The following is an 18,132-nucleotide window of genomic DNA, read 5'->3' as shown; positions in this document are numbered from 1 at the left end:
TCGATCCGGAATCCCGCCGCGCGCCGCAAACGCCCCGGCCCTGACTTTCGCAAGCCCCGCCACACAAACCGCCGAAACTCTGGCTATAGTGTCCCGCCGCCAGGAGCGCACCCCCCGGATGCCGGGAGCCCCTCACAACGCGGCTACGCAATGGTTCGGCCCGGCTTTCGAGCGGCTGCACCCTCTGCTGCAAGCGCTGCACCGCAGCGGCGGCACTCTGAGCGGCGAAGTCGCGATCTCCCCGGTACCGGCCTGGCCGGGCGCCTCGGCAAGCGCCTGGCGCGACGCCTGGGCATTCCCCTGGATCGTCCGCAGCGCGGGTTCCAGGTCCGCATCGTCCACGACGGCGAAGCCATGCACTGGCGGCGCCGCTTCGACGACGGCAGCGAACTGGTCTCGGTCTTCCATCCCGTCGGCCGTTACCCCGACGGGCATTGGCTGGAAAGCACCGGCCCGGCGCGCCTGCGCCTGGGCGTGGACCTCGACGGCGGCGGCTGGCGCTGGCACCTGCTCTCGGTCGCGCTGCGCGGCCTGCCGCTGCCGCGCGTCCTGTTCCCGCGCACCGACGCCTACAAACGCATCGAGGACGGCGACCGCTATCGCTTTGCCGTCGCCTTCTCCCTGTTTCCCCTCGGCGAACTGCTGCGCTACGAAGGCGCGCTGCACGCCATCCCGGCCGATCCGGCCGTTACTGTCGAAAGAGTGGTTACATGACCGACCGCATTCCCCTGCTTATCGATACCGACCCGGGCGTGGACGACGCGCTCGCACTGCTGATGGCGTTCAACGATCCGCGCCATGAGCTGGTCGGTCTGACCATCGCCGCCGGCAACGTCGGCCTCAAGCACACCGTCGCCAATGCGCTGAAGCTGTGCGAAGTGTCCGGGGTCGACGTGCCGGTGTTCGCCGGCGCGGCCGCGCCGTTGCTGCATCCTTCGCCGGACGCGGGCTACGTGCACGGCCAGGACGGCTTCGGCGACGTCGGCTACGAAGCCGCCCGGCGCCAGGTCGAGGCCGAGCACGCCGCGCTGGCGATCCTGCGCCTGTCGCACGAGCATGCCGGCAAGCTCCTGCTGGTCGCGCTGGGCCCGCTGACCAACATCGCGCTGGCGCTCAAGCTCGATCCGACCCTGCCCGAGCGCGTCGCGCGCTTCGTGGTCATGGGCGGGGCGGTCACCTGCCGCGGCAACATCACCCCGGCGGCCGAGTTCAACATCTACTTCGACCCGGAGGCCGCGCACATCGTGTTCGAGGCCTTCCCGCGCATCGAACTGGCGGACTGGGAGGCGGTGATCGCGCACGGCTTCCTGCACGACGACGTGGTCCAGTGGCTGCGGGCCGACAGCCCGCGCGCGCGCTTCTACGAGCGCATCTCGGAGAAGACCCGGCTGTGGTCGGCCGACCGCCGCGGCGCCCACTGGCATGCCGCCGACGCCCTGGCGATGGCCTTCGCGCTGGAGCCCGAGGGCGCCGTCGAGGTCCTGGACCGGGCCCTGGCGATCGAGCTGGAGGGGCAGCACGGCCGCGGCGCGACCGTGGTCGACTGGCGCGGCGAGGGCGGGGCTCCGGCCCGGGTCGCGATCCTGATGCGCTACGACCAGGAGCGCTTCCAGGGCCTGATCCGGGCTGCCCTGGCGGCCGTTTAGCCCAGGACTTGCCTCGGGCGGGAAGGGGCCGCTATAATGCCGCTCTTTCCCGCATCAATTTGTGAGTGCCATGAAGGCAGGTATCCATCCCGAGTACCGCGACGTCGTTTTCCAGGACGTCACCACCGATTTCCAGATCGTGACCCGTTCGACCCTGTCGAGCAAGGAAACGGTCAAGGTCGACGGCACTGAGTACCCGCTGATCAAGGTCGATATCTCGTCGGCTTCGCACCCGTTCTACACGGGCAAGCACAAGATCATGGACACCAGCGGTCGCGTCGACAAGTTCCGCAAGCGTTACGCGCAGAAGTAATCGCGGCGCAAAGTTGCACGCAGAACGGCTGCCTTCCGAGGCGGCCGTTTTTGCGTTTGCGGTCCGCCGACAGGAACCGGCCTGAAGCGGCCGTTCGCTTCCGCCGGCTTGCGGGCATCCCGATGCGGCGGATCGTTCGCGTCGGTCCCGATGTTCTCCATCAATCGTCCTGACGGTCGTTCGCGATCGCGGCCGGCGCTTGCGCGGCCGATCGCCCGGCGGCCGCGTTCCATGCCGGTCGGCGCTCCGTTCGTCCTGCCCATCCACCGTATGCGCAGCGCGTCGCCGGCGCCGCATCGACCCCGTCAACGGAACAGCCCGGCCCGTCCCCGCGACCAAAGTCCGAGCCGGTGCTCCACGTCGGTATGCGATAATTCGTGGACGCGGCATGTCCGCGATTCCCTGTCCCCACCTCGCCCGCGGCCATCCCTGCGGTGCGCAGACATGAGGAGCTGTTCGTGTCCGCTTCTGATAAATCCGCTGCTGAGAAAGCTGTCCCGAATAAACCCGGCTTCGACCAGGTGACCCTGGCCGCCGGCGACAAGAGCGTGACCCTTCCGGTCCAGCACCCGGTGCTCGGCGCTTCCTGCATCGACATCGCCAAGATGCCGAAGGAAACCGGTCTGTTCACCTACGACCCGGGCTTCACCGCGACCGCCAGCTGCAAGTCGGCGATCACCTACATCGACGGCGACGAGGGCGTGCTGCTGTACCGCGGCTATCCGATCGAGCAGTTGGCCGAGAAGTCGAGCTTCCTCGAAGTCGCCTATCTGCTGATGAACGGCGAACTGCCGACCGCCAGCGAGTTCGACAAGTTCGAGCACGAGGTCACGCATCACACGATGATGCACGAGGCCTTCCGCACCTTCCTGTACGGCTTCCGCCACGACGCCCATCCGATGGCGATGCTGGTCGGCATGCTCGGCTCGATGGCGAGCTTCTATCACAACGAACTGGACCTGGACGATCCGGAGCAGCGCCGCCTGACCGCGATCCGCCTGATCGCCAAGGTGCCGACGATCGCCGCGGCCTGCCATCGTTATTCGATCGGCTGGCCGATGCGCTATCCGAAGAACAACCTCGACTACACCACGCGCTTCCTGCACATGCTGTTCGAAGTGCCGAGCGAGCCGCTGGAGCTGAGCCCGGTCGCGGCCAAGGCGATGGACCTGTTGTTCATCCTGCATGCCGACCACGAGCAGAACGCCTCGACCTCGACCGTGCGTCTGGTCGGTTCGACCGGCGCCAACCCCTACGTCAGCGTCGCCTCGGGCGTCGCGGCGCTGTGGGGCCCCGCGCACGGCGGCGCCAACGAAGCCGTGCTCAAGATGCTCAACGAGATCGGCCGTCCCGAGAACGTCAAGGCGGCGGTCGACAAGGCCAAGGACAAGGAATCGGGCTTCCGCCTGATGGGCTTCGGCCACCGCGTCTACAAGAACTACGACCCGCGTGCGGCGCTGGTGCGCAAGATGACCCACGACGTGCTCGGCGAGCTCGGCGTCAACGATCCGCTGCTGGAAGTGGCGATGAAGCTGGAGGAGGCGGCGCTGCAGGACGACTACTTCGTCCAGCGCAAGCTCTACCCGAACGTCGATTTCTACTCGGGCATCATCTACAAGGCGCTGGGCATTCCGGTGGAGATGTTCACCGTGATGTTCGCGATCGCGCGCACCGCGGGCTGGGTGTCGCATTGGCTGGAGCAGCAGAACGATCCGGAGAACAAGATCGGCCGGCCGCGCCAGATCTATACCGGCCACGGCGTGCGCGACTACGTGCCCACCGACAAGCGCTGAGCTGTCGTCACCGCATCACCGAACGCCCCGCCCAGTGCGGGGCGTTTTCGTTTCCGGCGGTCGGGCTCGAGTCGGGGGCTACGGCTGAGTCGCGGCCGTCGGATGCCGTCGGGACTGTGCCGACTGCGGGAGCGGCGTAAGCCGCGATCGCTCGCGCGGACATCTCCCGCCCGCGCCGCGGCTCATCGCCGCGCCCGCAATCAGCCGCCGCTTTCGTAACCGGCGATTTCCTCGTCCGCCAGCAGCTGCCGCAACTGCGCCGCCGAGGCGCGCTTCATCGGCTTCTCGTCGACGCCCGACAGAGGGGCCTGGCGCAGCACGTCCAGAGGCAGCACGGTCAGGTCGAAGCTCAGCTCCTCGGCGCTGAATATCCAGACCGGGAAGTCGTCGCTGCGTTCGCGGTCCAGGCGCAGGTGGCGGCTGCGGGCCTCGGCGGGAATGCCGTGCTGGTCGAGGAAGCGCGATGCGGCGTCGGGGTCGTCGCTGTACAGGTGCAGGGCGACCGGGCTGCGGGCATCGGCGGTGCCGTCCAGGACCGGGCCGACCAGGCGCGGCTCGAAGGCGCTGAAGAATTCCATCGCGCGCAATGCGGCTTCGCGGCGCTGGCGCAGGCCGACCAGGTTGTCGCGCTGGAACAGGCGCTGGTACTCGCGCAGCGCATCCTCGATCTCGCGGTTTCGCGGTAGCGAGGCGTCGTCGTAGATGCCCAGGCGTTCGGCGGCCTTGAGCTTGGCTTGGTGGTAGTCGCGGATGCCGCCTTCGGCCATCAGCCGTGCGGCCTCGTGGGCGAGGCGGTGGCGTCGTTCGCGGGTGCGGGTCTCGGCATGCTGCTGTGCGTGCTGACGGGCGTAGTGTGGCATGACGACCTCCGCGGCTGGCACGGCGACGGCGAGGGGACTCGCCGCGGCCGGCGGCCCGCGCCGGCGGTTTCAACGCTAACACGCCGATGCGGCTTTTCTCATCACATCGGCGCTGGAACGGCCGACGCCCGCGGTGAGGCGGGCGTCGGTGGGGTTCGAGGCCGGAAGCAACTCCGGCTCAGCGGGGGCTCCGGCTCAGTAGGGCTCGGCTCAGAAAATGTCGAACGAATCTTCCGTCGGCGCCGCTTCGGCCGGGCCGTAGTCGACGTAGGACTGCATCTTGTCCAGGTCCTCGGCCTTGACCCATTCGACGATACCGCCGCCGCCGTCCGGGATCAGCGCGCCGTTGGCGCCGACCGAGACCTTGACCATGCCCTGCGGCGGCTCGTTGGCGGCGATCGGCTTGTCCTTCAGCGCGACCCGCATGTAGTCGATCCAGATCGGCAGCGCGGCCTTGCCGCCGTATTCGCGGTAGCCCAGCGACTTGTAGTTGTCGCGGCCGACCCAGACCGTGGTCACCAGCGGGCCGCCGAAGCCGGAGAACCAGGCATCGCGGTGGTCGTTGGTGGAGCCGGTCTTGCCGCCGACGTCCTCGCGGCCGAGCACCTTGGCCGCGGTGCCGGTGCCGCGCAGGACCACGTCGCGCAGCATCGACACGATCTGGTAGGCGATGCGGTCGTCGATCGCGCGCGGCGCGACGACCAGGTCGGCAGGCGGCTTGGCCGCGGGTTTGGCCGGCTCGGAGGCGGTGGCGCCGGCCTTGGGATCGGGCTTGGCGCCGCCTTCCGGGCCGAAGTTGAAGCCGTCGACCAAGCCGCCGGAGCGCACCGTGGTACCCGGGCCGCGGCCGCCGCATTCGGGACAGGCGGTGGCCGGCTTTTCCTTGAACACCACCGCGCCGGCGCGGTCCTTGATCTCGTCGATGAACCAGGGCGTGATGCGGAAACCGCCGTTGGCGAAGGTGGCGTAGCCGCGCGCGACCGACAGCGGGGTCAGCGAGGCGGTGCCCAGAGACATCGACAGGTTCGGCGGCAGCTGCTCGATGTCGAAGCCGAAGTTGCTGATGTACTTGCGGGCGAAGTCCACGCCCATCGCGTCGAGCAGGCGCACCGAGACCAGGTTGCGCGACTGCACCATCGCCTCGCGCACCCGCATCGGGCCGGCGAAATTGCCGCTGTCGTTCTGCGGGCGCCAGATGTGGCCGCGGCGGTCGCGGAACACCACCGGCGCATCGAGCACGATCGAGGCCGGGTTGTAGCCGCGCTCGAACGAGGCCGCATACACGAACGGCTTGAAGCTGGAGCCGGGCTGGCGCCGGGCCTGGGTGGCGCGGTTGAACTTGGCGCCGGCGAAGCTGAAACCGCCGGACAGGGCGCGCAGGGCGCCGTTGGACGGTTCCAGCGAGACCAGCGCGGCCTGCGCCTGCGGCAGCTGCTCCAGGCGGTAGCCCAGCGGCGCGCCGACCATCGGCGGCGCCTCGGCGATCGGGGCGTCGGGCTTCTTCGGATCGGCCTTGGGCGCCGGCGGCTCGATCCGCTCGATCCGGACCAGGTCGCCGCGCTTGACCAGGCTGCCCGGGCTGCGGCCGCCCCAGCCCTGGCTGGCGTTGAGGCTGACTTCGCTGCCGTCGGCCAGGGCCAGGCGGGCACCGCCGCCGGCGTCGTTGCCGAGCACGATCGCCGGCAGCAGGCCGGCCTGGGCCGGGATCGAACGCAGGCGCTGCTTGGCGGTCGCGGCGTCTTCGTTGGCGGCCAGGTCGAAGTGCTGCTCGACGCCGTGCCAGCCATGGCGGCGGTCGTAGACCTTGAGGCCGTCGCGCACGGCCTTGTCGGCCGCCATCTGCAGGGTCGGGTCGATGGTGGTGGTGACGTGGTAGCCCTTGGTCAGGGCCTCGGCGCCGTAGCGCTCGATCATCTGCTGGCGGACCATCTCGGCCACGTACGGCGCGTAGACCTCGACCGGGCGCTCGTGCGGGGTGGCGTGCATCGGCACGGCCTTGGCCGCGGCGGCCTCGGCGGCGCTGATGAAGCGCTGTTCGGCCATGCGGTCGAGGATGTAGTCACGGCGGACCTTGGCGCGCTCCGGATTGCTCAGCGGGTTGCCGCTGGACGGGAACTTGGGAATGCCGGCCAAGGAAGCCATTTCGTCGAGCGCAAGCTCGTTCATCTTCTTGCCGTAGTAGAACTCGGCGGCGGCGCCGACGCCGTAGGCGCGGTTGCCGAAGAAGCTCTTGTTCAAGTACAGCTCGAAGATCTCTTCCTTGCTCAGCTCGCGCTCCATCCGCATCGCCAGCAGCATTTCGCCGAGCTTGCGCTTGTAGCTGTATTCCGAGCTCAGGAAGAACTGGCGCGCGACCTGCTGGGTGATGGTCGAGCCACCCGGGACGCGCTTGTCGTCGGTGGTCGCCAGCAGCCAGACCGCGCGCGCGACGCCCTTGTAGTCGATGCCGTGGTGCTTGTAGAAGCGGGCGTCCTCGATCGCGATGAAGGCCTGCTTGAGCCGGGTCGGCACGTCCTCGATCGCCACCGGGTAGCGCCGGGTCTCGCCGAACAGGGCCATCAGGCGGCCGTCGGCGGCATAGACGTACATCGGCTCCTGCAACTCGACGTTGCGCAGGGTTTCCACGTCCGGCAGTTTGGGGGCGATCAGGTAGTACAGGGTGCCGGCGGCGATCACCCCGAGCAGGGCCAGGCCGGCGAACGCATAGAGCGCCCAGCGCAAAAGACGGCGGAAACGGGGCATCGAAGCGGGTTCCGATTGCGGGTTGTAGTGGGCGTGGAGTATAGAGGAGCCGGGACAGGGACCGCCCCAGGGGGCGGGCGGCCGGTGGTTTCCGCTAAGGCCGTTACGCAAAAAAGGCGTTCTCGGTTGGCATTCCAGAAAGAAATGGTTGCCAGCCTGTGAAAAGTCCGTTATCTAAGGCGGGGCCACACGAAGTGCGCGTAAGCGCTTGTGGCATGGGGAGAAAACAGTGGGCGTCATCACAAAAAGCCAGCCGGCCCTCGTCGGCGTGGATATCAGTTCGACCGCAGTGAAGCTGTTGCAGCTCTCCCGAGCCGGCAACCGCTACCGGGTCGAGCATTACGCTGTCGAGCCGCTGCCGCCGAACGCCGTCGTCGAGAAGAACATCGTCGAGGTCGAGGCGGTGGGCGAGGCGATCAAGCGGGCGGTCGCACGGTCCGGCACCCGGTCCAAGCACGCCGCCGCGGCGGTCGCCGGGTCCTCGGTGATCACCAAGGTGATCCCGATGCCGGGAGACCTGGACGGCGAGGAACTCGAGTCGCAGGTCGAGCTGGAGGCGGTGAACTACGTGCCGTATCCGATCGAAGAAGTGAATCACGACTTCGAGGTGCTCGGCCCGATGCCCAACAGCCCGGACATGATCCAGGTGCTGCTGGCCGCGTCGCGCTCGGAAAACGTCGAAGTCCGCGCCTCGGCGCTGGAGCTCGGCGGCCTGACCCCCAAGGTCATGGACGTCGAGGCCTTCGCGATCGAGAACGCGTTCGCGCTGATCGCCGACCACCTCAGCACGCCGCGAGACGGCATCGTCGCCCTGATCGACTCGGGCGCGACCATGACCACGCTCAACGTGCTGCGTAACGGCCGCAGCCTCTACAGCCGCGAGCAGGTCTTCGGCGGCAAGCAGCTCACCGACGAGGTGATGCGCCGCTACGGCCTGAGCTACGAGGAGGCGGGCCTGGCCAAGCGCCAGGGCGGCCTGCCCGAGAGCTACTCGGCCGAAGTGCTGGAGCCGTTCAAGGAAGCGATGGTGCAGCAGGTCAGCCGCCTGCTGCAGTTCTTCTATGCCGGCAGCGAGTTCAACCGCGTCGACCAGATCGTGCTCGCCGGCGGCTGCGCCTCGATCCCCGGCATCGCCGAGATGGTCGAAGAGCAGTTGGGCGTGCCCACCATCATCGCCAACCCGCTGGCGCACATGACGCTCGGTCCGCGCGTGCAGGCGCACGCGCTCGCGCAGGATGCGCCGGCGTTGATGATCGCTTGCGGCCTCGCATTGAGGAGCTTCGACTGATGGCACGGATCAATCTGCTCCCGTGGCGAGCCGAACGCCGTAAACAGCGGCAGAAAGAATTCGTCACCATGATCGTGATGGCGGTTCTGGGCGCGCTCGTGCTGTCGGGCCTGATCGTGATGTTCTACAGCGGTCAGATCGACGGTCAGAACAAGCGCAACAACTTCCTCAAGGATCGCATCGCCGAGGTCGACCGGCAGATCAAGGAAATCGAGGAGCTCGACAAGAAGAAGTCGAAGCTTCTGGCTCGCAAGGAAGTGATCGAGCAGCTGCAGTCGAACCGTTCGCAGATGGTGCACCTGTTCGATTCGCTGGTGCGCACCATTCCCGACGGCGCGGTGCTGACGGCGATCAAGCAGGACGCCGACACCCTCACCTTGGAAGGCCGCGCGCAGTCCAACGCCCGCGTCAGTACCTATATGCGCAACCTGGAAGGCTCGGGCTGGATGACCAGCCCCGACCTGTCGATCATCGAGGCCAAGGGCACCGACAAGGGCCTGCCGTACGAGTTCAAGCTGCAGGTCAAGCTGGCCAACCCGAACGCGCCCAAGGACGAGGACGGCGACGGTCAGCCCGACGCGCCGGCCGCTGGCGCCGAGGCTGCAGTGGCCGAGGCCGCCGCCGCCAACGCCGCCGCTCCGGCCGCTGCTGCACCTGCGGCCGCCAACGCTCCGGCAGGCGCGACCGCTCCGGCCGCGATCGCTCCGGTGGCTCCGGCCGCGGCGCCCGCCGCCGCTCCGGCCGCACCGAAGCCCGCTACCACCCCGGGCAGCGTTCCGACGCCCGCCCAGGCTCCGCCGGAAACGGCGCCGGCCGCTGGCAACAACAAGGGGGCCGAATCGTGAGCCAGAAGAAGATGTCGCTCAAGGACCTCGACTTCAACAACATGGGGTCGTGGCCGCAGCAGGCCAAAATCGGCTTCTGCGTGATCGTCGGCCTGGTGATCGTGGGCCTGGCCTGGTACCTGTTCGTCAGCGACAAGCGCACCCAGCTCGAAGGCCTGGAGCGCACCGAGGCCGAACTGCGCACCGAGTTCGAGACCAAGCAGGGCCGCGCCGCCAATCTGGAGCCGCTGAAGCAGCAGCTCGTGCAGATGGAGCAGCAGTTGCAGCAGATGTTGCGCCAGCTGCCGAGCAAGACCGAAATGCCCGACCTGATCGTCGACATTTCGCAGACCGCGCTCGCCACCGGCATCACCAACGAACTGTTCCAGCCCGGTCCGGAACAGCCCAAGGACTTCTACGCCGAGAAGCCGATCGCGCTGCGCATGGTGGGTACCTATCACCAGTTCGGCGGTTTCGTCAGCGGCGTCGCCTCGCTGCCGCGCGTGGTCATCATGACCATGCACGACATCTCGCTGCGTCCGCGCGGCGCTGCGGCCGGCGACAAGTCCGCGGTCATCACGCCCAACAGTCCGCTGGAATTGGCCGGCACGGTCAAGACCTACCGTTACCTGGACGAAGAAGAAGTGTCGGCGCAGGAAAAGGCCAACGGCGATCCTAACGCCGCCGCGGCCGCGCCTGCCGCGCCCACTGGCGACAAGAAGGAGGGCGGCTGATGCGTACGACATTCAACGCAGGCGCTCGCGGTCGCGTCCTGATCGCCGCGACGATGCTGCTGGCGGCCACCGCCTGCTCGCGCGGCATCACCAGTACGCCGGGCGATGCGCCGAACCTGGAAAAGTGGGTCGCCGAAGTGAAGGCGCGTCCGGCTCCGCCGCTGGATCCGCTGCCGGTGATGCAGCAGTTCGAAACCTTCGAATACGCCGCGCAGGCGATGCGCGATCCGTTCAGCAACGCGTTCACCGACCAGGGCGGCGGCAACGGTCCGCGTCCGGACGCGACGCGTCGCAAGCAGACCTTGGAACAGTTCCCGCTCGACAGCCTGGACATGGTCGGCACGCTCGGCCGCGGTCCCGGTGTGATCGCCCTGGTGATGGCGCCCGACAAGGTGACCTACCGGGTGCGGCCAGGCGCGTACATGGGGCAGAACGACGGTCGGGTGACCAGCGTGTCCGAAGACCGGATCGAGTTGGTGGAACTGGTGCCGGACGGCGCCGGTGGCTGGCTGGAACGTCCCGCCACCGTGGCGTTAGAAGACAATTGATTGGGGGATAGCACGATGACCGTATTCAACGCCAAATGCTCGCGGCCGGCCCGGCGCCCCTTGGCTTTCAGCACGCGCAGCGCCGGCCTGGTGGTCGGTTTGCTCGCCGGACTCAGCGCCGCGCACGCCGCGACGCCGATGTCCGGGGCCGCGGCACCGGTCGCGGCTCCCGCCGCGCCTGTGGTCGCTCCCGCGCACAGCCTCGATCCGGCCAAGCAGCTGCCGGGCGCGATCTCGGTCGCGAACATCGATTTCAAGCGCGGCGACGGCGGCTCCGGCAAGCTGATCCTGAAGTTCAGCGGCGACGGTGCCGCGCCGGACCTGCGCAGCCAGGGCTCGAGCGTGATCATCAACGTCGGCAACGCCCAGTTGCCCGCTGCGCTGCAGCGTCCGCTGAACGTCACCGACTTCGCGACCCCGGTCCAGCGCATCGACGCGCGCGCCAGCGGTAACGGCACGCAGCTGGTGCTCAACACCAACGGCGGTTTCGAGTCGCTGGCCTACCAGACCGGTCGCGAGTACATCGTCGAGATCGTGCCCAAGGCCGCCTCGGCCGTCGGCAGCCGCGCAGTCGGCGCCGCCGGCGGCGGTGCGACCGACTCGGCCAAGCGCGGCTACAGCGGCCGCCCGGTGACCTTCAACTTCCAGGACGTGCCGGTGCGCACCGTGCTGCAACTGATCGCCGAGGAGTCCAATCTCAACGTGGTCGCCGCCGACACGGTCCAGGGCAACGTGACCCTGCGTCTGGTCAATGTGCCCTGGGATCAGGCGCTGGATCTGGTCCTGCAGGCCAAGGGCCTGGACAAGCGCCGCAGCGGCAACGTGGTGTGGATCGCGCCGCAGGCCGAAGTCGCCAAGTACGAGCAGGACAAGGAAGACGCGCGCATCGCGCTCGACAACCGCGTCGACCTGGTCACCGAGTACATCCAGATCAACTACCACAACGCGACGGCCATCTTCAAAGCGCTGACCGAGGCCAAGGGCGTCGGCAGCAGCGGCGGCGGTGGCGGTGGTAGCGGCGGCCAGAGCCAGAACGAGAACGGCTTCCTCTCGCAGCGCGGCCGACTGGTCGCCGACGAGCGCACCAACACGCTGATGATCAGCGACATCCCGAAGAAGGTTCAGCAGATGCGCGAACTGGTTCGGGTGATCGATCGCCCGGTCGACCAGGTCGTGATCGAGGCCCGCATCGTGATCGCGACCGAATCGGTCTCGCGCGAACTCGGCGCCAAGTTCGGCATCAGCGGCAACAAGGACAATTCCTACTTCAGCGGCAACCTCGACGCGAACACCGCGACCCGCAATTCGCAGGTCGCCGCCGACACCGCTTATGCCAACGCCTTCCGCGACTGGCTCAACGCCGGTTCGGTCGGCTCGCCGCCGGTGCGTACGCTGGGCACGATCACCCGCGGCCTGATGACCAACCTGGGCGTCGACAACCCGGCCGGCTCGCTGGCGCTGTCGATCCTCAACGCCGGTTACCTGCTCGATATCGAGCTCTCGGCGATCCAGGAAGAAGGCCGCGGCGAAGTCATCTCCAACCCGCGCGTCGTCACCAGCAACCAGCGCGAAGCGGTGATCAGCCAAGGTCAGGAAGTGGGCTACGTGACGATCTCCCCGCAGCAGGGCGGCAACAGCACGCCGATCCCGAACGTCCAGTTCAAGGACGTGCTGCTGGAGCTCAAGGTCACCCCGACCATCACCAACGACGGCCGCGTGTTCCTGAACATGGCGGTCAAGAAGGACGAGGTCGACGGCACCCTGAACACCTCGATCGGCCAGGTGCCGATCATCGCCAAGCGCTCGGTCAACACCGCGGTGCTGGTCGAGGACGGTCAGACCGTGGTGATCGGCGGCGTGTACGAGTTCCGCGATCGCAGCGACGTCACCAAGGTGCCGTTCCTGGGCGACATCCCCTTCCTGGGCAACCTGTTCAAGAAGAAGGGCCGCTCCAAGGAAAAGGCCGAGCTGCTGATCTTCGTGACGCCGAAAGTGCTCAAGGTCGCGCAGCGCTAAGCGCGGCCGATCCGGACGTAGTACGCAAGAGGGCCTTCGGGCCCTCTTCGCGTTTTCGGGGTCGGAAAGGGAGCGATGAGCTGAACGTGCCATTGGTTGGGTGAACCCCGGCCGCCAAGTTCGGTCAAAATCGGACCTCGCCCCGCGTCGGAACGCCGATGGAAACCCCCGAAATCCTCGCCGGCACCGCGCCGGTCCGTACGCCCGCCCTGCCGGATGCCGAACTGGCGCGTCTGCACGATGCCTTCCGCGGACTGCGCGAGGCGCTCTCGACCGAGATCGTCGGCCAGGCGGCGCTGATCGAGCGTCTGTTGATCGCCCTGCTCGGCGACGGCCATTTGCTGGTCGAAGGCGCGCCCGGCCTGGCCAAGACCAGCGCAGTGCGTGCGCTGGCGGCGCGCCTGGAGGCCGACTTCGCCCGCGTCCAGTTCACCCCCGACCTGCTGCCGGCCGATCTCACGGGTACCGAGGTCTGGCGTCCGCAGGACGGCCGCTTCGAGTTCCAGGCCGGGCCGATCTTCCATCCCATCCTGCTCGCCGACGAAATCAATCGCGCGCCGGCCAAGGTCCAGTCGGCGCTGCTGGAGGCGATGGGCGAACGCCAGGTCACGGTCGGCCGGGCTACGTATGCGCTGCCGCCGTTGTTCCTGGTCATGGCGACCCAGAACCCGATCGAGCAGGAGGGTACCTTCCCGCTGCCCGAGGCCCAGCTCGACCGTTTCCTGATGCACGTGCGCATCGGCTACCCGGAAGCGGCCGCGGAAGCCGAGATCCTGCGCCTGGCGCGCGAACGCGCACGCGACTCGCTGCGTACGGTGGCGCCGGTCGTGACCAAGATGCCGCTGGCCGACGTGTTCGCGGCGCGCGCCGCGGTGCTGTCGCTGCACGTCGCGCCCGCGGTCGAGCGCTATCTGATCGAACTGGTGCTGGCCTCGCGCGATGCCGCGCGCTACGACGCCGCGCTCGCGCGCCGGATCGCCTGGGGCGCCAGCCCGCGCGGCTCGATCGCGCTGGAGCGCTGCGCGCGCGCGCATGCCTGGCTGGCCGGTCGCGACTACGTGACCCCGGACGACGTGCGCGCGATCGCGCCCGAGGTGCTGCGCCATCGCATCCTGCCCAGCTACGAAGCCACCGCCGAGGGTTGGGACGGCGACCGCCTGGTCGCCGAACTGCTGCAGCGGGTGCCGCTGCCGTGAGCCGGCGCGACGCGTCGCCGCTGGTGGCGCGCGGCCCCGGTCCAGGATCGCCATGAGCGCTGCGTCCACCGAATCCAACGGCCTGCGTCCGCAACTGGCGGAACTGGTCGCGCTGCGCGCCGCCGTCGGCGGTCGCCGCAATGCGCGCCTGGGTCGGCACGGGGTCAGCGGCCATGCGCTGTCGCCCTTGCGCGGACGCGGCATGGAGTACGCCGAATCGCGCGAATACTCGAACGGCGACGATGCGCGCCACATCGACTGGCGCCTGACCGCGCGCACCGGCCGCGCCCACACCAAGTTGTTCCAGGCCGAACGCGAGCGCTTGAGCCTGATCGTCGCCGACACCTCGCCGGCGCTGTATTTCGGCACCCGCGTGCGCTTCAAGTCGGTCCAGGCCGCGCGTGCCGGCGCGATCGCGGCCTGGGCGGCGGCGCGCGACGGCGACCGCATCGCCGCGTTGCGCGGCAGCCTGCGCGAGGCGCCGGTGGCGCCGGCGTCGGGACCGCGCGGCGCCTTGCGCGCGCTCGACGCGCTGGTGCGCTGGTACGCGCAGCCGCCCGCGGACGACGCCGGTCTCGCGGTCGCGCTCGACCACGCCACGCGTCTGCTGCGGCCGGGCTCGCGCCTGGTCGTGCTGGCCGATCCGCGCAGCCTGGAGCAGGTGCCCGAGCGGCGCTGGCCGGCACTGGCCCAGCACCACGAAGTGATCGTGCTGCTGCTGACCGATCCCTTGGAAAACGCGCCGCCGCAATCCGCGCTGCCGTTCCGCAGCGGCGAGCGCCGGATCGAAGTCGATCTTGGCGTGCCCGCACAGCGCCGGCGCTGGGCTGAGGAATTCACCGCACCAGTCGCGGCCGCATTGGAAAAACTGCCCTCGCGCGGCGTGCGTGTGCAGGCCCTGTCCACCGATGCGCCCAGTGAATCCTGGTTGCCCTTGCTGGGCCGGGCACGGCCGCTGGTGGCGTGATGGCCGATCCGACCCTGCTCCTGCGCGACGTGCACGAGAGCGTGGCGCCGTCCTGGTGGCCACCGGCGCCGGGCTGGTGGATGGTGTTCGCGGCCGTGCTGCTGGTCGTGGCCGCGGTGTGGTTGTGGCGCGCGCGCCGGCAGCGCCGGCGGCGCGCGATCGAGCGCGTGTTCGACGATGCGCTGGCCGAAGCGGCTACGCCGTCGGCGCAGGTCGCGGCGATGTCGGAACTATTGCGCCGTGCCGCGCGCCGCCGCGACGCGACGGCGGACCGCCTGCAGGGCGAAGACTGGCTGGCCTTTCTCGATCGCAGCGCGAAGTCGCCGCAGTTCGTCGAGGCCGCGGGCCGTCTGCTGCTCGACGGCGGTTACCGCCGCGACGTCGATCCTCTGCAGGCGGAGGCCTTGCGCGAGCTGGTGCGCACGCGCTTCCTCGAACTGATGGGCGCAGGCCGATGATGGACGCGCTCGCCCGCGCCCTGGCCGATGCGCGCGACCTGTTCGCGTGGCCTTGGTGGCTGCTCGCGCTGCCCTTGCCGTGGCTGGCGCGCTGGCTGCTGCCGGCCGCGCGCGACGGCTCGGCGGCGTTGAAAGTACCGTTCGGCGAACGCCTGGATGCGGTCGCGGCCGTCGGCGGTCACGGCGTGCGCGGGCGCGGCCCGGGCTGGTTGATCTGGGCGGCGTGGATCCTGCTCTGCATCGCCGCCGCGCGGCCGCAACAGCTCGGCGACGCGGTGCAGCCGCCCCAGGTCGGCCGCGATCTGATGCTGGCGCTGGATCTATCGGGCAGCATGCGCGAGCCGGACATGGAACTCGGCGATCGCCCGGTGGATCGCCTGACCGCGGCCAAGGCGGTGCTCAACGACTTCCTCGAACGCCGGGTCGGCGACCGCGTCGGCCTGCTGGTGTTCGGCCGCCGCGCCTACGCGCTGGCACCGCTGACCCTGGACCGCGCGACCGTGCGCGACCAGCTCGCCGACAGCGTGGTCGGACTGGCCGGCCAGGAAACCGCGATCGGCGACGCGATCGCGCTGGCGGTGAAGCGCCTGCGCTCGCAGCCCGCCGAGCAGCGCGTGCTGATCCTGCTGACCGACGGCGTCAATACCGCCGGTGCGATCGAGCCCAAGAAGGCGGCAGAACTGGCCAGCGCCGATCACGTGCGCGTGCACACCATCGCCTTCGGCGGCGACGGCACGCTGTCGGTGCTCGGCATCAAGTTGCCGATACCCGGTGGCGGCGACGACATCGACGAGACCACCCTGCGCGCGGTGGCCAAGCAAACCGGCGGGCGTTTCTTCCGCGCCCGCGACACCTCCGAACTGGCCGGCATCTACGCCGAGATCGATCGGCTGGAGCCTATCCAGCGCCCAGGCGAGACCGTGCGCCCGCGCATCGAGCGCTACGTCTGGCCGCTCGCGGCCGCGTTCGTGCTGGCGCTGCTGGCGTTCGCCCTGCAAGGGAGGCGACGCGCATGAGCACCGATTGGATGGGGACGTTCTCGCAATTGCACCTGTTGCGTCCGCACTGGCTGTGGGCGCTGCTGGCCTTGCCCTTGATCGCGCTGTGGTGGCGCGCGCGCCGGCGTCGCGCCAGCGCCTGGCGCGATGCGGTCGATCCGCACCTGCTGCCGCATCTGCTCGAAGCCGGGCAGGACAAGCGCACGCGTTACGGCGCCTGGTTGGCGATGCTCGCCGGCGTGCTCGCGGTGTTCGCGCTGGCCGGCCCGAGTTGGCGCCAGACCGAGCAGGCCCTGTGGCAGAGCCGGGCGCCGCTGGTGATCGCGCTCGATCTGTCCAGCGCCGTGCTCGCCACCGACTTGCCTCCTACGCGCCTGGCGCAGGCGCGGGCCAAGATCGCGACCCTGCTGCGCGAGCGCGACGGCGGCCAGGTCGGGCTGGTGGCCTACGCCGGCGATGCGTTCACCGTCGCGCCGCTGACCGACGATGCGGCCAATGTCGCCTTGTTCCTGGACGCGCTCAATCCCGACGTGATGCCGGTCGACGGCCAGCGCGGCGATCGCGCCATCGTCTGGTCGACGCGGCTGCTGCGCCGCGCCGGCTTCGAACGCGGCGACATCCTGTTGCTGACCGATCATAGCGATGCGCGCACGCGCGCCGCGGCGGCCGCAGCCGCGGCCGACGGCTACCGCGTGTCCGCGCTGGGCCTGGGCAGCGCCGCCGGGGCCGCGATCCGCCGCAGCGACGGCAGCATCGTCGGAGTCAAGCTCGAACCGGCCACCTTGCGCGATCTCGCCGGCGCCGGCGGCGGCAGCTACGCGGCCATGAGCGGCGGCGACGAAGATCTGCGCGCGCTGGGCGTGCTCGAACCCAAGGCCACCGATGCCACCGCGGCCAAGGGCAGCAAGGGCCGTACCTGGCAGGACGAAGGCTATTGGCTGTTGCCGCCGCTGCTGCTGGTGGCGCTGTTCGCGTTCCGTCGCCGCAGCGGCGCGCTCGCCGCACTGCTGCTGTGCGCCTGGCTGCCCTGGCAACCCGCGCGGGCGGCCGAGCTATGGCGTCGTCCCGACCAGCTCGTCCACGAGCGCATGCAGGACGCGACCCAGGCCTACCGCCGCGGCGACTACCCGCGCGCCGCGCAGCTGTACCGCAGCTCGGACAGCGCCGATGCCCAATACAACCTCGGCAACGCGCTGGCCAAGGCCGGGCAGTACCCGCAGGCGATCGCCGCCTACGACCGCGCCTTGAGCCTGCAACCCGGCATGCCCGATGCGCTGGCCAACAAGCGCGCGGTCGAAGCGGCGATGAAGCGCAAGCCGCCGCCCAAGGACAAGTCGCAGCAGAACCAGTCGTCGCAGGGCGGGCAAGGCCAGCAGAACCAACCGCAGAAGCCGCAGCAGGGCCAGCAGAAACAGCAGAAGCCGGCCCAGGATCAGCCCAAGCCCGAGCGCGAGGAATCCGGTTCCAAATCCGAATCCGATCCCTCCGCCGCGGCCAAGGCGCAGGAACAGGCCGACCGCGCCCAGCGCGAGCGCATGCAGCGCGCCTTGCAGCAACAGCCGCGCACCGAGCAGCCGGCGCAGGCGCGCGCGCGCGGCAAGGAAACCGCGCAGCAGCGCGAAGTCCGGGTCGCCAACGAAGCCTGGCTCAGGCGCGTGCCGGACGATCCGGGCGGTCTGCTGCGCGAGAAATTCCGTATCGAGCACGAACGCCGCCAGGTTCTGGGCGAGCAAGGAGAATGACCGCGAT

17 protein-coding genes are annotated in these 18,132 nt (G+C 69.3%); 14 read left to right on the top strand and 3 right to left on the bottom strand.

Annotated elements, in window-relative coordinates:
• Positions 1-150: 150 nt before the first annotated feature.
• The 3 genes from ASE10_RS19475 to ASE10_RS04615 all read left to right on the top strand — a co-directional run bounded on the left by ASE10_RS19475 (position 151) and on the right by ASE10_RS04615 (position 1,959).
• Positions 151-714: a DUF4166 domain-containing protein gene (locus ASE10_RS19475; RefSeq protein WP_082559700.1), complete on the top strand. Its 564-nt coding sequence runs from the start codon at positions 151-153 to the stop codon at positions 712-714.
• Entirely contained in the window at positions 711-1,646 is a 936-nt protein-coding gene (locus ASE10_RS04620) for a nucleoside hydrolase (RefSeq protein WP_055903863.1), read from the top strand. The genes ASE10_RS19475 and ASE10_RS04620 overlap by 4 nt, the downstream gene beginning before the upstream one ends.
• 70 nt (positions 1,647-1,716) lie before the next feature.
• A complete protein-coding gene (locus ASE10_RS04615) occupies positions 1,717-1,959 on the top strand; it encodes a type B 50S ribosomal protein L31 (RefSeq protein ID WP_055903860.1) in 243 nt (80 codons plus the stop codon).
• Here ASE10_RS04615 and ASE10_RS19980 read toward each other — a convergent pair.
• Positions 1,944-2,192 carry a hypothetical protein gene (locus ASE10_RS19980; protein WP_157480859.1) on the bottom strand — a complete coding sequence of 83 codons (249 nt, stop codon included), beginning with the start codon at positions 2,190-2,192 and terminating at the stop codon, positions 1,944-1,946. The two genes, ASE10_RS04615 and ASE10_RS19980, sit on opposite strands and share 16 nt — an antisense overlap.
• A gap of 225 nt (positions 2,193-2,417) precedes the next feature.
• Between ASE10_RS19980 and ASE10_RS04610 the strand changes: the two genes are divergently transcribed.
• Positions 2,418-3,752 carry a citrate synthase gene (locus ASE10_RS04610; RefSeq protein ID WP_082559719.1) on the top strand — a complete coding sequence of 445 codons (1,335 nt, stop codon included), beginning with the start codon at positions 2,418-2,420 and terminating at the stop codon, positions 3,750-3,752.
• 200 nt (positions 3,753-3,952) lie between these two features.
• Here the strand turns inward: ASE10_RS04610 and ASE10_RS04605 are convergent, their stop codons facing one another.
• Positions 3,953-4,612: a hypothetical protein gene (locus tag ASE10_RS04605; protein ID WP_055903858.1), complete on the bottom strand. Its 660-nt coding sequence runs from the start codon at positions 4,610-4,612 to the stop codon at positions 3,953-3,955.
• Between the two features lie 210 nt (positions 4,613-4,822).
• Positions 4,823-7,354 carry a penicillin-binding protein 1A gene (locus ASE10_RS04600; protein ID WP_055903855.1) on the bottom strand — a complete coding sequence of 844 codons (2,532 nt, stop codon included), beginning with the start codon at positions 7,352-7,354 and terminating at the stop codon, positions 4,823-4,825.
• Positions 7,355-7,583: 229 nt separating this feature from the next.
• Between ASE10_RS04600 and ASE10_RS04595 the strand changes: the two genes are divergently transcribed.
• The 10 genes from ASE10_RS04595 to ASE10_RS04550 all read left to right on the top strand — a co-directional run bounded on the left by ASE10_RS04595 (position 7,584) and on the right by ASE10_RS04550 (position 18,125).
• Positions 7,584-8,642: a pilus assembly protein PilM gene (locus ASE10_RS04595; protein WP_055903851.1), complete on the top strand. Its 1,059-nt coding sequence runs from the start codon at positions 7,584-7,586 to the stop codon at positions 8,640-8,642.
• The gene (locus ASE10_RS04590; RefSeq protein WP_055903848.1) at positions 8,642-9,487 is read left to right on the top strand and encodes a PilN domain-containing protein; all 846 of its coding nucleotides are present in this window, start codon (positions 8,642-8,644) and stop codon (positions 9,485-9,487) included. The genes ASE10_RS04595 and ASE10_RS04590 overlap by 1 nt, the downstream gene beginning before the upstream one ends.
• The gene (gene pilO, locus ASE10_RS04585; protein WP_055903845.1) at positions 9,484-10,200 is read left to right on the top strand and encodes a type 4a pilus biogenesis protein PilO; all 717 of its coding nucleotides are present in this window, start codon (positions 9,484-9,486) and stop codon (positions 10,198-10,200) included. Before ASE10_RS04590 ends, pilO begins: the two co-directional genes overlap by 4 nt.
• A 53-nt stretch (positions 10,201-10,253) precedes the next feature.
• Positions 10,254-10,748, top strand: coding sequence for a pilus assembly protein PilP (locus ASE10_RS04580; protein WP_055903842.1), 495 nt, complete (start codon positions 10,254-10,256; stop codon positions 10,746-10,748).
• Between the two features lie 15 nt (positions 10,749-10,763).
• Positions 10,764-12,764, top strand: a complete 2,001-nt coding sequence (locus tag ASE10_RS04575; protein WP_055903839.1) for a type IV pilus secretin PilQ family protein — start codon at positions 10,764-10,766, stop codon at positions 12,762-12,764.
• A gap of 158 nt (positions 12,765-12,922) precedes the next feature.
• Positions 12,923-13,960, top strand: a complete 1,038-nt coding sequence (locus ASE10_RS04570) for a MoxR family ATPase (protein WP_055903837.1) — start codon at positions 12,923-12,925, stop codon at positions 13,958-13,960.
• Between the two features lie 52 nt (positions 13,961-14,012).
• The gene (locus ASE10_RS04565) at positions 14,013-14,927 is read left to right on the top strand and encodes a DUF58 domain-containing protein (RefSeq protein WP_055903834.1); all 915 of its coding nucleotides are present in this window, start codon (positions 14,013-14,015) and stop codon (positions 14,925-14,927) included.
• Positions 14,927-15,385, top strand: a complete 459-nt coding sequence (locus ASE10_RS20950; RefSeq protein ID WP_055903831.1) for a DUF4381 domain-containing protein — start codon at positions 14,927-14,929, stop codon at positions 15,383-15,385. The genes ASE10_RS04565 and ASE10_RS20950 overlap by 1 nt, the downstream gene beginning before the upstream one ends.
• On the top strand, positions 15,385-16,401 hold the full coding sequence (locus tag ASE10_RS04555; protein ID WP_055903828.1) for a VWA domain-containing protein: 1,017 nt from the start codon (positions 15,385-15,387) through the stop codon (positions 16,399-16,401). The genes ASE10_RS20950 and ASE10_RS04555 overlap by 1 nt, the downstream gene beginning before the upstream one ends.
• A complete protein-coding gene (locus ASE10_RS04550; protein WP_055903825.1) occupies positions 16,398-18,125 on the top strand; it encodes a VWA domain-containing protein in 1,728 nt (575 codons plus the stop codon). The genes ASE10_RS04555 and ASE10_RS04550 overlap by 4 nt, the downstream gene beginning before the upstream one ends.
• Positions 18,126-18,132 lie beyond the last annotated feature (7 nt).

It is taken from the genome of Lysobacter sp. Root76 (genome assembly GCF_001428685.1).
In the GTDB taxonomy this organism is placed as follows: Bacteria; Pseudomonadota; Gammaproteobacteria; order Xanthomonadales; family Xanthomonadaceae; genus Lysobacter.
This window is presented reverse-complemented; position numbering and strand designations above follow the sequence as displayed.

Bases quoted from the DNA above. Each gene is read 5' to 3' on its own strand.
- ASE10_RS19980 (WP_157480859.1), bottom strand. From the start codon at position 2,192: ATGGAACGCGGCCGCCGGGCGATCGGCCGCGCAAGCGCCGGCCGCGAT.
- ASE10_RS04550 (WP_055903825.1), top strand. From the start codon at position 16,398: ATGAGCACCGATTGGATGGGGACGTTCTCGCAATTGCACCTGTTGCGT.
- ASE10_RS04620 (WP_055903863.1), top strand. From the start codon at position 711: ATGACCGACCGCATTCCCCTGCTTATCGATACCGACCCGGGCGTGGAC.
- ASE10_RS20950 (WP_055903831.1), top strand. From the start codon at position 14,927: ATGGCCGATCCGACCCTGCTCCTGCGCGACGTGCACGAGAGCGTGGCG.
- ASE10_RS19475 (WP_082559700.1), top strand. From the start codon at position 151: ATGGTTCGGCCCGGCTTTCGAGCGGCTGCACCCTCTGCTGCAAGCGCT.
- ASE10_RS04600 (WP_055903855.1), bottom strand. From the start codon at position 7,354: ATGCCCCGTTTCCGCCGTCTTTTGCGCTGGGCGCTCTATGCGTTCGCC.
- ASE10_RS04580 (WP_055903842.1), top strand. From the start codon at position 10,254: ATGCTGCTGGCGGCCACCGCCTGCTCGCGCGGCATCACCAGTACGCCG.
- ASE10_RS04570 (WP_055903837.1), top strand. From the start codon at position 12,923: ATGGAAACCCCCGAAATCCTCGCCGGCACCGCGCCGGTCCGTACGCCC.
- ASE10_RS04565 (WP_055903834.1), top strand. From the start codon at position 14,013: ATGAGCGCTGCGTCCACCGAATCCAACGGCCTGCGTCCGCAACTGGCG.
- ASE10_RS04555 (WP_055903828.1), top strand. From the start codon at position 15,385: ATGGACGCGCTCGCCCGCGCCCTGGCCGATGCGCGCGACCTGTTCGCG.
- ASE10_RS04615 (WP_055903860.1), top strand. From the start codon at position 1,717: ATGAAGGCAGGTATCCATCCCGAGTACCGCGACGTCGTTTTCCAGGAC.
- ASE10_RS04590 (WP_055903848.1), top strand. From the start codon at position 8,642: ATGGCACGGATCAATCTGCTCCCGTGGCGAGCCGAACGCCGTAAACAG.
- ASE10_RS04575 (WP_055903839.1), top strand. From the start codon at position 10,764: ATGACCGTATTCAACGCCAAATGCTCGCGGCCGGCCCGGCGCCCCTTG.
- ASE10_RS04605 (WP_055903858.1), bottom strand. From the start codon at position 4,612: ATGCCACACTACGCCCGTCAGCACGCACAGCAGCATGCCGAGACCCGC.